Source organism: Micromonospora sp. WMMD956 (genome assembly GCF_029626125.1).
Classification (GTDB): Bacteria; Actinomycetota; Actinomycetes; order Mycobacteriales; family Micromonosporaceae; genus Micromonospora; species Micromonospora carbonacea.
In genome coordinates, this window is the sequence record NZ_JARUBI010000005.1 from 5,235,984 (window position 1) to 5,250,445 (window position 14,462).

General features: G+C 76.2%; 1 protein-coding gene. It reads left to right on the top strand.

Features of this window, described 5'->3' with window-relative positions:
* Window positions 1–27: 27 nt before the first annotated feature.
* Window positions 28–14,439: a type I polyketide synthase gene (locus tag O7628_RS23165; RefSeq protein ID WP_278133602.1), complete on the top strand. Its 14,412-nt coding sequence runs from the start codon at window positions 28–30 to the stop codon at window positions 14,437–14,439.
* Window positions 14,440–14,462: the final 23 nt, after the last annotated feature.

A 14,462-nucleotide genomic window follows, 5' to 3' on the forward strand; every position in this document is an offset into this window, starting at 1 on the left:
CGGCATGCCGAGTGAGGTGGGTCCACGGTGAGCAACGAGGACGAGAAGTACGTCGAGTACCTGAAGCGTACGACCTCGGAGCTGCGGCGCACCCGGCGTCGGCTGCGGGAGCTGGAGGCCCGCGACGGCGAACCCATCGCCATCGTCGCGATGAGCTGCCGTTACCCGGGCGGCGTCGCCTCGCCCGAGCAGCTCTGGGATCTCGTCCGCGACGGCGGGGACGGCATCGGCCCGTTCCCCGCCGACCGGGGCTGGGACCTCGACCGGCTGTTCCACCCCGACCCCGACCACCCAGGCACCAGCTACGTCTCCGCGGGCGGCTTCGTCTACGACGCCGCCGACTTCGACGCCGACCTGTTCGGCATCTCCCCCCGCGAGGCCCTCGCGATGGACCCGCAGCAGCGGCTGCTGCTGGAGACCGCGTGGGAGTCGTTCGAGCGGGCCGGCCTGCCCGTGGCCACCATGCGGGGCAGCCGCACCGGCGTGTTCGTCGGCGCGGCCTCGCACGGCTACGACGGGATCATGGCGCAGGCCGAGAACGGCGAGGGGCACCTGCTCACCGGCAACGCGACAAGCGTCATCTCCGGCCGCGTCGCGTACACGCTCGGCCTGGAGGGGCCGGCCGTCACCGTCGACACCGCCTGCTCGTCGTCGCTCGTCGCGATCCACCTCGCCGCCCAGGGGCTGCGCAACGGCGACTGCGAGCTGGCCCTGGCCGGCGGCGTCACCGTCATGCCCACCCCGGCGGTCTTCGTCGGGTTCAGCCGGCAGCGCGGGCTGGCCGCCGACGGCCGGTGCAAGGCGTTCGCCGCCGCCGCCGACGGCACCTCCTGGTCGGAGGGCGTCGGCATGCTGCTGCTCGCCCGGCTCTCCGACGCCCGACGCCACGGCTACCCGGTCCTCGCCGTGGTGCGGGGCAGCGCCGTCAACTCCGACGGCGCGTCCAACGGGCTGTCCGCCCCGCACGGCCCCTCCCAGGTGCGCGTCATCCGCCACGCCCTCGCCTCGGCGCGCCTGTCGCCCGTGGATGTGGACGTCGTGGAGGCGCACGGCACCGGCACCCGGCTCGGCGACCCGATCGAGGCGCAGGCGCTGCTCGCCACGTACGGGCAGGGGCGGGGCACGCCGCTGCTGCTGGGGTCGGTCAAGTCGAACATCGGCCACACCCAGGCCGCCGCAGGCGTCGCCGGTGTGATCAAGATGGTGCAGGCCATCCGGCACGGCGTCGTGCCGCCCACCCTGCACGTCGACGCGCCGTCGCAGCACATCGACTGGTCCGCCGGCGCGGTGGAGCTCGCCACCGAGGCGCGGCCGTGGCCGGCCGTGGACCGGCCCCGCCGGGCCGCCGTGTCGTCGTTCGGCGTCTCCGGCACCAACGCGCACACCATCATCGAGCAGGCCCCCGAGCCCGAGGACGCCGCCGAGGCCGTCGCACCCGGGCGGGCGCTGCCGGCGGTGCCGGTGCTGCTGTCCGCCCGCACCGACGCCGCCCTCGCCGCGCAGGCGGGCCGCTGGGCGGCCTGGTTCGACGCCGACGCCGACGCGCGCCCCCTCGACGTGGCGTGGTCGTCGGTCACCGCCCGGGCCGCCCTGGACAGCCGTGTGGTGGTGGCGGCCACGGGCCGCGACGACCTCCTCGCCGGGCTGCGCGCCCTCGCCGCCGGCACCCCGGCCGGCAACGTCCTGTCCGGTACGGCCTCTCCGCGCGGCCAGCTCGCGGTGCTGTTCTCCGGTCAGGGTGCGCAGCGGGCGGGGATGGGTCGGGAGTTGTCTGCGGCGTTCCCGGTGTTCGCGTCGGTGTTGGACGAGGTGTGTGGGCACCTGGATCGTGGGTTGCCGCAGCCGTTGAAGTCGGTGCTGTTCGCTTCGGAGGGTTCCGCCGAGGCGGCGCTGCTGGATTCGACGGTGTTCACGCAGGCGGGGTTGTTTGCGGTCGAGGTGGCGTTGTTCCGGTTGGTGGAGTCGTTCGGTGTGGTGCCGGACTTTGTGGGTGGGCATTCGGTTGGTGAGATCGTTGCGGCGTATGTGGCGGGGGTGTTGTCGCTGGAGCATGCGTGTGCGTTGGTGGTGGCGCGGGGTCGGTTGATGCAGGGGTTGCCGGCCGGTGGCGGGATGTTGGCGGTCAATGCGGCCGAGGCGGAGGTGCTGTCGTCGCTGGACGGGTTGTCCGACCGGGTGGGGGTCGCGGCGGTCAACGGTCCTGGGTCGGTGGTGGTGTCGGGTGCGGTGGATGCCCTCGACATGTTGGAGGAGGTGTGGCGGGGTCGGGGGGTGCGGACGCGTCGGTTGGCGGTGAGTCACGCGTTCCACAGTCCGTTGATGGAGCCGATGCTGGAGAAGTTCCGGGCGGTGCTGTCGAGGTTGACGTTCTCCGCGCCGGTGCTGCCGTTGGTGTCGAACGTGACCGGTGGGCTGGCCGATCCCGATGAGGTTCGTAGTGTCGACTACTGGGTGCGGCATGTGCGGGAGGCGGTGCGGTTCGCCGATGGGGTGGCGGCGTTGCGGGCGGCGGGGGTGGACACGTTCCTGGAGGTGGGTCCGCAGAGTGTGTTGACGGCGCTGACGGCGGAGGCGCTGCCCGAGGCTTCCGTGCTCGCGGTGGCCGCCCAGCGTCGGGATCGGCCGGAGGTGTCGGGTCTGCTGGCCGCGCTGGCGGAGCTGCACGTCAACGGCGTTGGTGTGGACTGGCGGCCGTGGTTCGCCGACACCGGCGCGTCCCGGGTGGACCTGCCGACGTACGCGTTCCAGCGGGAGCGGTACTGGCCCGAGGCCGCCGCGGTCGCCGCCGCGCAGGCGGTGCACGCCGCCGGATCCGAGGGCGACTTCTGGGCCGCCGTCGAGCGGGGCGACCTGACCGAGGTGGCGTCCCACCTGGCCGTGCAGGACGATCCCGCCGCGATCGAGGCGCTCGCCCCCGCCGTACCGGTGCTGTCGTCGTGGCGGCGGGCCCGCCAGCGCGACGCGACGCTGGACGCCTGGACGTACCGCGTCGCCTGGCACCCCGTCCACCCGACCCCGGCCGCGCCCCGGCCGGGCCGCTGGCTGATCGTCACCCCCACCCACCCCGCCGATCTTGCACTTGCGGCCCCCGAAACGGGCGGAACGAGGCTTTTGTCGGGGCCGGAACTGCAAGATCGCGGGGTGGTGGCGGCGCTGCGCCGGGGTGGGGCGCGGGTCGAGGTGCTCGGCGTCGGCAGTGGGGTCGGGCGGGGCGAGCTGGGGGAGGCGCTGCGGCGGCTCGGGGAGCCGGGCGTGGTGGACGGTGAGCACGTCGGCGGGGAGCGGGAGGCTGCGGGGGAGCGGGGAGACGGCGGGGAGACGGGGTGGGCCGGGGTGGTCTGCCTGCTGCCCGAGCGGGACGTACCGCTGCCGGACGCCCCCGCCGTGCCCACCGGCACCGCACTCCTGCTCACCCTCGCCCAGGCGCTCGCCGACACCGGACTGCCCGGCCGGCTGTGGTGCCTCACCCGGGGGGCGGTCTCCGTCGGCGGCGAGCGGATCGCCGACCCGTCGGCCGCGGCGGCCTGGGGCCTCGGGCGGGTGATCGCCCTCGAACAGCCCGACCGCTGGGGCGGCCTCGTCGACCTGCCCGCCACCGGCAGCGACAGCGGCGACGACCGGCTCGACCGGGCGAGCGGGGACGCCCTGCTCGCCGTCTTCGCCGACGCCGGCCACGACCAGGTGGCGATCCGCCCGCAGGGCGTCCTCGGCCGACGGCTCGTGCCCGCCGCCGCGCCGCCGGTCGGGTCGGGGTGGCGTCCGTCGGGGACGGTGCTGGTCACCGGCGGCACGGGCGCGCTGGGCCGGCACACGGCCCGGTGGCTGCTGGCCAACGGGGCGGCCGAGGTGGTCCTCGCGTCCCGGCGCGGCCCGGACGCCCCCGGTGCCGCCGAGCTGGTCGAGGAGCTGGGCGGGGCGGTGCGGGTCGTCGCCTGCGACGTCACCGACCGCGAGGCGGTCGCCGCGCTCGTGGCCGGGCTGCCCGCGCTCACCGCCGTCGTGCACACCGCCGGGGTCGTCGACGACGGCGTCCTCGACGGCCTCGACCTCGACCGGATGCAGGCCGTCCTCGCCGGCAAGGCCACCGCCGCCCGGGTGCTGCACGACGCCACCGCCGGCCGGGACCTCGACGCGTTCGTGCTGTTCTCCTCCCTCGCCGGGGTCGTCGGCAGCGCCGGGCAGGGCAACTACGCGGCGGCCAACGCCTACCTCGACGCGTTCGCCGCGTGGCGGCACGCCCAGGGGCTGCCCGCCACCGCCGTCGCCTGGGGCGCGTGGGCCGCCGACGGGATGGCCGCCGCCACCGCCGCGCTCACCGCCCGGCTCACCCGGGGCGGCATCAAACCGCTGCCCGCCGCCGAGGCCGTCACCGCCCTCGGCCGGGTCGTCAACGCCGCCGGCCCGGCCGTCACCGTCGCCGACGTCGACTGGGGACGCCTCGCCGCGTCCTGGGGGCGGCCGAACCCGCTGATCTCGGCCCTGCCCGGGGTGCCCGCCGTGGCGAGCGGCCCCGTCCGGGCCGTCGTCGTCGGCCGGTCCCTGGCGCAGCTCACCGAGCTGGTGCGCACCCAGGCCGCCGCGGTGCTCGGCTACCCGGCCGGGCGGCCGCTGCCCGACCGCGCCTTCCGCGACCTCGGCTTCGACTCGCTCACCGCCGTCGAGCTGCGCAACCGGCTCACCGCCGAGACGGGCACGACCCTGCCCGCCACCCTCGTGTTCGACCACCCCACCGTCGCCGAGCTGGCCGCCCACCTGCACGGGCTGACCAACCGGCTGCCCGGCGACACCCCCGGCGACGTCGTCGCCGCCGGCACCGACACCCACCGCGAGCCCGTCGCCATCGTCGCGATGAGCTGCCGGTTCCCCGGCGGGGTCAGCTCACCGGAGCAGCTCTGGGACCTCCTCGCCACCGGCACCGACGCGATGACCCTGATGCCCGGCGAGCGCGGCTGGAACATCGCCGAGCTGTACCACCCCGACCCCGAGCACCTCGGCACCAGCTACGTGCGGGAGGGCGGCTTCGTCGCCGGGGCCGGCGAGTTCGACCCCGCCTTCTTCGGCATCTCCCCGCGCGAGGCCCTCGCCATGGACCCGCAGCAGCGGCTGCTGCTGGAGGCCACCTGGGAGGCGTTCGAGCGGGCCCGGATCGACCCGACCGCGCTGCGCGGCAGCCGCACCGGCGTGTACGTCGGCACCAACGGCCAGGACTACGGCTCGCTGCTGATGGCCGCCGGGGACGTCGACGAGAACTACCTCGCCACCGGCACCTCCGCGAGCGTCATCTCCGGGCGGCTGTCGTACACCTTCGGGTTGCACGGCCCGGCCGTCACCGTCGACACGGCCTGCTCGTCGTCGCTGGTCGCCCTGCACCTCGCCGCGCAGGCCCTCCAGGCGGGGGAGTGCGACCTCGCCCTCGCCGGCGGCGCCACCGTCATGGCCACCCCCGGCATCTTCGTCGGCTTCTCCCGCCAGCGCGGGCTGGCCGCCGACGGCCGGTGCAAGCCGTTCGCCGGGGCCGCCGACGGCACCGGCTGGGGCGAGGGCGTCGGCCTGCTGGTGCTCCAGCGGCTCTCCGACGCCCGCCGCGACGGCAACCCCGTCCTCGCCATCGTGCGGGGCAGCGCCGTCAACCAGGACGGCGCGTCCAACGGGCTGACCGCCCCCAACGGGCCCGCCCAGCAGCGGGTCATCCGGCAGGCCCTGGCCAACGCCGGGCTCACCGCCGACCAGGTCGACGCCGTCGAGGCGCACGGCACCGGCACCACCCTCGGCGACCCGATCGAGGCCCAGGCGCTGCTGGCCACCTACGGGCAGGACCGCCCCGCCGACCGGCCGCTGTGGCTCGGGTCGATCAAGTCGAACGTCGGCCACACCCAGGCCGCCGCCGGGGTCGCCGGGGTGATCAAGATGGTGCTGGCGATGCGGCACGGGGTGCTGCCGCCCACCCTGCACGTCGACGAGCCCACCCCGCACGTCGACTGGTCCGCCGGCCACGTCGCGCTGCTCACCGAGGCCCGCCCGTGGGAGCCCGCCGACGGCGTCCGCCGCGCCGGCGTCTCCTCGTTCGGCATCAGCGGCACCAACGTGCACACCATCCTCGAACAGGCCCCCGAGGAGGAGCCCGCGCAGGAGGAGCCCGCGCAGGAGCAGGCCGCCGGGCCGGCCCGGGAACTGCCCTGGGTGCTGTCCGGGCGCACCGCCGACGCCCTCGCCGCCCGCGCCCGCGACCTCGCCGCCCACCTCGACACCGTCGCCGACGACGCGCTCGCCGACGTCGGCTGGTCCCTCGTGGACACCCGCGCCGCCCACGACCACCGGGCCGTCGTCCTCGCCGCCGACCGCGCCGGCCTGACCGCCGCGCTGGGCGAGCTCGCCGCCGGCCGGCCCGCCCCGGACACCGTCACCGGCACCGGTACGCCCGGCGAGGTGGCCTTCGTCTTCCCCGGCCAGGGCTCCCAGTGGGTCGGCATGGCCGCCGAACTCCTCGACACCGCCGGAGTCTTCGCCGACACGTTCGCCGCCTGCGCCGAGGCCCTGCGCCCGTACGTCGACTGGTCGCCCGTCGACGTGGTGCGCGGCGCGCCCGACGCGCCGTCCCTGGAACGCGTCGACGTCGTCCAGCCCACCCTGTTCGCCGTCGGCGTCTCCCTCGCCGCCCTCTGGCAGTCGTACGGGGTCCGCCCCGCCGCCGTCGTCGGCCACTCGCAGGGCGAGATCGCCGCCGCGTACGTCGCCGGGGCCCTCACCCTCGACGACGCGGCGGCCGTGGTCGCCCTGCGCAGCCGGATCATCGCCGGCATCGCCGGGGACGGCGGCATGGTCTCCGTCGCCACCACCGCCGACGAGGCCACCGCCACCATCGCCCGCTGGGACGGCCGCGTCGCGCTCGCCGCCGTCAACGGCCCCACCTCCGTCGTCGTCTCCGGAGACTCCGCCGCCCTCGACGAACTCGTCGCCCACTACGAGGCCCGGGACACCCGGGTCCGCCGGGTGCCCGTCGACTACGCCTCCCACTCGGCGCACGTCGAGCCGCTGCGCGAGCAGCTCCTCGCACTGCTCGCCGGGCTGGCCCCCCGCACCGGCGAGATCCGGTTCCGGTCCACCGTCGAGGGCGACTGGCTCGACACCGCCGCCCTCGACGCCGACTACTGGTATCGCAACCTGCGGCAGACCGTCCGCTTCGACGAGGCGGTGCGCAGCCTCGTCGCCGCCGGCTACCAGACGTTCGTCGAGGTCAGCGCCCACCCGGTGCTCACCATGGCCGTGCAGGAGAGCGTCGAGGCGGCCGCCGCCGACCCGGGCGCGGTCACCGTCACCGGCACCCTGCGGCGCAACGAGGGCGACCTCGGCCGGTTCCACCGGGCCGCCGCCGAGGTCTTCACCGGGGGTACGCCCGTCGACTGGCGACCCGCGTACGCCGGGCTGCCCGCGCGCCGCCGCGACCTGCCCACGTACCCGTTCCAGCGGCAGCTCTACTGGCCCCGGCCCGCCACCGCCACCACCGCCCCGGCCGCGGTCCCCGCCGGCCCGGCGGACGAGTCCGACGCCCGGTTCTGGGCCGCCGTCGAGGACGGCGACCTGGCCGCGCTCACCGCCGAACTCGCCGCCGCCACCGACGGCGGCACCGTGCCCGAGGCGGCGTTCGCCGACGTGCTGCCCGCCCTCACCGCCTGGCGACGCCGGCACCGCGACCAGGCCACCATCGACTCGTGGCGGTACCGCGACGCGTGGCTGCCCGTCGGCGCGGACGGCGGCGACGAGCCCGCCCTCGCCGGCACCTGGTGGCTGGTCACCGGCCCGGACGACACCGGCACCGGCACCGGCACCGGCACCGGCACCGGCAGTGGCACCGGCACCGACGACACCGGCACCGACGACACCGGCACCGAGGCAGCCGCCGGGCGGCAGGCCGGTGCCGCGCTGGCCGCGTTCACCCGCGACGCCCTCGCCCGGCACGGCGCGACCGTCGTACCCGTGGCCCTGGCCGGCGAGCGGACCGACCGCGACGCCCTCGCGGCCCGGCTGCGCGACCTCGCCGCCGCCCACCCCGCCGCCGGGATCGTCTCCCTGCTCGCCCTCGACGAGACGCCCACGCCCACCCACCGCCACGTGCCCGTCGGCTTCGCCGGCACCGTCACCCTCACCCAGGCCCTCGGCGACGCGGGCGTCCGCGCCCCCCTGTGGGCGCTGACCCGCGGCGCGGTCTCCACCGACCCCGCCGACCCGCTGCCGCACCCCGGGCAGCAGCTCGCCTGGGGCCTCGGCCGGGTCGCCGCCCTCGAACACCCCGACCGCTGGGGCGGCCTCGTCGACCTGCCCGCCGACCCCGACGACACCACCGGCCGCCGCCTCGCCCGCGTCCTCGCCGGCGCGGACGGGGAGGACCAGGTGGCCCTGCGCCGGGCCGGCGCGTTCGGCCGGCGGCTGCTGCGTGCCCCGCTCGGCGACACCCCCGCCACCCGCACCTGGCGGCCCTCCGGCACCGCCCTCGTCACCGGCGGCACCGGCGCCCTCGGCGGGCACATGGCCCGCTGGCTCGCCGCCAACGGCGCGTCCCACCTGGTGCTGCTCAGCCGGCGCGGCCGGCAGGCCGACGGCATCGCCGAGCTGGAGGCCGAGCTGACCGGGCTCGGCGCACGCGTCACCGTGGCCGCCTGCGACGCCGCCGACCGCGACGCCCTCGCCGCCGTCCTCGCCGACCTGCCCGCCGAGCACCCGCTCACCGCCGTGGTGCACACCGCCGCCGTCCTCGACGACTCGGTCGTCAGCGCGCTCACCCTCGACCAGGTCGACTACGCGCTCAGCGCCAAGGTCACCGCCGCGCTCAACCTCCACGAGCTGACCCGCGACCACGACCTCGACGCGTTCGTCCTGTTCTCCTCCATGGCCGGCACCGTCGGCAGCTCCGGCGTCGGCAACTACGCCCCCGGCAACGCGTTCCTCAACGCCCTCGCCGAGCACCGCCGCGGCCTCGGCCTCCCCGCCACCTCCATCGGCTGGGGCGCCTGGGGCGGCGGCGGCATGGCCGAGGGCGACTTCGGCCGGATGCTGCACCGCCACGGCGCGCCCGAGATGCACCCCCGGCTCGCCGTCGCCGCGCTGCACCAGGCCGTCGAGCACGACGAGACGTACCTGACCATCTCCCACATCGCCTGGGACCGGTTCTACGTCGCGTTCACCGCCACCCGGCCCGGCCCGCTGATCGCCGAGATCCCCGAGGCGCAGCAGCTCGCCGCCAGCAAGGGCGTCGCCGAGGCGACGGAGACCGACGACGCCGGCCCCGCCGCCGCGTTCGGCCGGATGAGCGCCGACGAGCGCCGCGCCGCGCTGCTCGACCTGGTCCGCGGCCAGGCGGCCACCGTCCTCAAGTACGCCGGCGGCGACGCCGTCGACCCGCACCACGCCTTCCGGGACCTCGGCTTCGACTCGGTGACCGCCGTGGAACTGCGCAACCGGCTCGCCACCGCCACCGGGCTGCGCCTGCCGGTGACCCTCGTCTTCGACTACCCCACCCCCACCGTCCTCGCCCGGCACCTGCACGAGGAACTCGGCGGCGGGGCCGAAACCGCCACGCAGGCCGCGTCCGTGCCGCTCGCCGACGACGAGCCCGTCGCCATCGTCGCCATGTCCTGCCGGTTCCCCGGCGGGGCCGTCGACCCCGAACGGTTCTGGCAGATGCTGCACGCCGGCCGCGACGCCGTGTCCGACCTGCCCGGCGACCGGGGCTGGGACATCGACCGGCTGTACGACCCCGACCCCTATTCCTCCGGCACCTCCTACGTCCGCAGCGGCGCCTTCCTCTACGAGGCGGCCGACTTCGATGCGGCTTTCTTCGGTATTTCGCCCCGTGAGGCCCTTGCGATGGATCCGCAGCAGCGGTTGTTGCTGGAGGCGTCGTGGGAGGCGGTGGAGCGGGCAGGGGTTGATCCGGCGGGGTTGCGGGGTTCGCGAACAGGGGTGTTCGTCGGCACGAATGGCCAGGACTATGGGGCCCTGCTCATGGTGGCCGTGGACGACGTGGAGGGCTTCGCGGGCACGGGGAACGCGGCGAGTGTGGTGTCGGGTCGGGTGGCGTACGCGTTGGGGTTGGAGGGGCCGGCGGTGTCGGTGGACACGGCGTGTTCGTCGTCGCTGGTGGCGTTGCACCTGGCGGTGCAGGCGCTGCGGCGCGGCGAGTGCGATCTCGCGCTGGCCGGCGGCGTCACCGTGATGGCGACGCCGGGGCTGTTCGTGGAGTTCTCCCGGCAGCGCGGCCTGGCCGCCGACGGCCGGTGCAAGGCGTTCGCGGCCGGCGCGGACGGCACCGGTTGGGGTGAGGGCGTCGGGGTGCTCCTGGTGGAGCGGTTGTCGGACGCGCGGCGTAACGGGCATCGGGTGCTTGCGGTGGTGCGGGGTTCCGCGGTGAATCAGGACGGGGCGTCGAACGGTCTTACTGCGCCGAATGGTCCGTCGCAGCAGCGGGTGATCCGGCAGGCTCTCGCGTCGGCGGGGTTGTCGGCTGCGGATGTGGACGTGGTGGAGGCGCACGGCACGGGCACGACGTTGGGTGACCCGATCGAGGCGCAGGCGCTCCTGGCCACCTATGGCCAGGACCGGGAGACTCCGCTGCTGCTCGGCTCGGTGAAGTCCAACATCGGGCACACCCAGGCCGCCGCCGGCGTCGCCGGCATCATCAAGATGGTCCTCGCCATGCAGGAAGGTGTCGTCCCGGCGACGCTGCACGTGGACGCCCCGTCGCCGCACATCGACTGGTCGGCGGGTGCGGTGGAGTTGGCCACCGAGGCGACGCCGTGGCCGCAGACGGGTCGTGTCCGGCGGGCGGCGGTTTCGTCGTTCGGCATCTCCGGCACCAACGCCCACGTCATCCTCGAACTGCCCGACGACCTGCCCGCCGCCGAGCCCCCCGACACCGACGACGCGGGCGGTCCGGGCCTGATCGCCGCCGGGGCGGCGGTGTGGCCGGTGTCCGCCCGGTCGAAGGCGGCCCTCGCCGGTCAGGCCGCCCGCCTCGCCCGGCACCTGCGGGAGCACGGTGACGTGGAGCCGGCGGCGGTCGGTTGGTCCCTCGCCACCACGCGTGCCACGTTCGACCAGCGGGCGTCGGTGGTCGGCTCGGGCGTGCCCGAGTTGCTGTCGGGGCTGGATGCTCTGGCGTCCGGTCTGCCGGCGGGCAACGTGGTGTCGGGTGTCGCCTCGGGTCACGGTGCTGGTCCGGTGTTCGTGTTCCCGGGTCAGGGTGCGCAGTCGGCGCGCATGGCCGCCGGTCTGGTCGGCCGCACGCCCGTCTTCGACGCGAAGTTGGCGGAGTGTCAGCGGGCTTTGGCTCCGTTCCTGGACGTCGACCTGGTCTCGGTGTTGATCGGGGATGACGGGTCGTGGTTGGAGCGGGTGGAGGTGGTGCAGCCGGTCCTGTGGGCCGTCGGTGTTGCCTTGGCGGCGGTGTGGGAGCACGTGGGTGTGGTGCCGCAGGCGGTGGTGGGTCATTCGCAGGGTGAGATCGGTGCGGCGTGTGTGGCGGGGATCCTGTCCCTGGCCGATGCGGCGAAGACGGTCGCCCTGCGGTCGCGGGCCCTGGCCGTGTTGCGGGGGACCGGTGCGATGGCGTCGGTGGATCTGTCGGCCGTCGCGGTGGCCGAGCGTCTCCCCGCGTTCCCGGGTGTGGGTGTGGCGGCGGTGAACGGTCCGGCGACGGTGGTGGTGTCGGGTCCGCCGCAGCCGGTCGCGGACCTGGTCGACGCCTGCCAGGCCGACGGGGTCCGGGCCCGCCTGATCCCGGTGGACTACGCCTCCCATTCCCCGTCCGTGCAGGACGTCGCCGAACGGCTCCGGGCGGATCTGGCCGACGTGGCCCCGCAGTCGGGTCGGGTTCGGCTGGTGTCGACGTTGACGGGGGACTGGGTCGACCCGGGGAGCATGACGGCGGACTACTGGTATGACAACCTGCGGCAGACCGTGCAGTTCGACGCCGCGGTGCGGGTCGCTATCGCGGCCGGGCATGCCACGTTCGTGGAGGTCTCCCCGCATCCGGTGTTGACGATGCCGGTGACGGCGATCCTCGACGACGCCGGGGTCACCGGCCACACGTTGGGTAGCCTGCGGCGGGGCGACGACGACCCGACCCGGCTGCTGTCCAACCTGGCCGCCGCGCACGCGATCGGCCTGCCCGTCGACCTGACGCGGGTGCTCGCCGCCGCCGGCACCGTGCCGCTGCCCACCTACGCGTTCGACCGGGATCGGTTCTGGCCCACCAAGGCCGAGCTGGCCGGCGCGGAGGAGGCCCCGAGCGGCGTCGACTCCGCGTTCTGGGCCGCCGTCGAGCGGGAGGACCTGGCCGCGCTCGCGGAACTCACCGCGCAGGACGCCGCCGACTCCCTCGAACGGCTCGGCGCGGCCCTGCCGGTGCTCGCCTCCTGGCGGCGACAGCAACGCGAGCGCTCCACCCTGGACGACCTGCGCTACCGCGCGGTCTGGCAGCCGTACACCGGCACGCCCGTCAGCTTCCTCTCCGGCGACTGGTGGGTCGTCGCCGACGAGCGCCGCGCGGGGGAGGGCGAGGCGGCCGTCGCCGAGCTGACCCGCCGGGGCGCCGACGTGCGGCTGGTGCTGCTGCCCGAGGAGTCGACCGACCGGGCCGCCGTCGCCGCCCACCTGGCCGCCGCGACCGGCGACGGCGACGGTGGGCGGGTCCCCGCCGACGGGGTGCTGTCGCTGCTGGCCCTCGCCGACGGCGCGGTCGACGACACCCAGCCGGTGCCGCCGTTCCTCGCCCGCTCCCTCGCCCTGGTCCAGGCCCTCGGCGACCTCGACGTGGCCGCGCCGCTGTGGTGCGTCACCCGGGGCGCGGCCGGCACCACCCGGGGCGGGACCGTGGACCGGCCGGAGCAGTCGCTGCTGTGGGGCCTCGGCCGGGTCGTCGCCCTGGAACACCCCGAGCGGTGGGGCGGGCTGGTCGACGTGCCGGCCACCCTCGACGACCACGGCTGGGACCTGCTCTGCGCCGCCCTCGCCGGCCTCGACGGCGAGGACCAGGTCGCGGTCGACGGGGCCACGATCCTCGTCCGCCGGCTGGTCCGGGCCCCCGGCGGGACCCCCGCCGCCGACGAGCCCGACCACCGGGGCACCACCCTCGTCACCGGCGGCACCGGGGCCCTCGGCGCGGAGGTGGCCCGCTGGCTGGCCGCCCGGGGCGCCGAGCACCTGCTGCTGGTGAGCCGCCGGGGCGTCGACGCCCCGGGCGCCGCCGACCTGGTCCGGGAGCTGACCGGGGCGGGCACGCGGGTCACCGTCGCCGCCTGCGACGTCGCCGACCGGGCCGCCCTGGCGAAGCTGCTCGCCGAGGTGCCCGCCGACGCGCCGCTGACCGCCGTCGTGCACGCGGCGGGCGTCCTCGACGACGGGGTCCTCGACGGGCTCACCGCCGACCGGATCGCCACCGTGCTGCGGCCCAAGGTGCTCGGCGCGCTGCACCTGCACGAGCTGACCGTCGGCCGGGAGCTGCGCGCGTTCGTGCTGTTCTCCGCCATGGCCGGGCAGCTCGGCGCGGCCGGTCAGGGCAGCTACGCCGCCGCCAACGCGTACCTCGACGCGCTGGCCGAGCAGCGGCACCGGCAGGGGCTGCCGGCCACGTCGATCGCCTGGGGACCGTGGGCGGCCGGCGGGATGGCCGCCGCCGACCCGGCAGTGGAGGAGCGCCGCCGCCGCACCGGCGTCGCCCGCCTCGACACCGCCCCCGCGCTCGCCGCGCTCGCGGCCTGCGTGGCCCGGCGGGAACCGGCGACGCTGGTGGCCGGCATCGACTGGGCGCGGTACGTGCCCGGGTTCGTCGCCGTCCGGCCCAGCCCGCTGCTCGCCGGCATCGCCGAGGCGCAGCAGGCCGCCGCCGCGCGGGCCGACGACGCCGGACCGACCGCCGAGTCCCTCGCCGCCCTGCTCGCCGGGCAGACCGACGCCGAACGGCGCAAGACCCTCCTCGACCTGGTACGCGGCCAGGCCGCCGCCGTGCTCGGGCACGCCTCGATGGACGCCGTCGAACCCGACCGGGCGTTCCGGGAACTCGGCTTCGACTCGCTGACCGCCGTGGAGCTGCGCAACCGGCTCACCGCGGCGACCGGCGTCCGGCTGCCCGCCACTGTCGTCTTCGACTACCCGACCGCCGCCGGCCTCGCCGAGTACGTGCGGGCGGCGGTCGTCGACGGCGGGGTGGTCGCCGTCGCGCCGGTCTTCGGGGAGCTGGACAGGCTGGAGGCGGCGCTCACCGGCTCCGCGCCGGACCGCAGCGCCCGGATCCGGATCACCGAGCGGCTGCGGGCGCTGCTGGCGTCCCTCAACGCCGACGACGCACCGGCGGCCACGGGCGGGGACACCGTCGCCGAGAAGCTCCAGGACGCCACCCCCGACGAGGTCTTCGACTTCATCGACCGGGAGCTGGGGGTGTCCTGACGTGAACGCTGCCGGGGCGACGG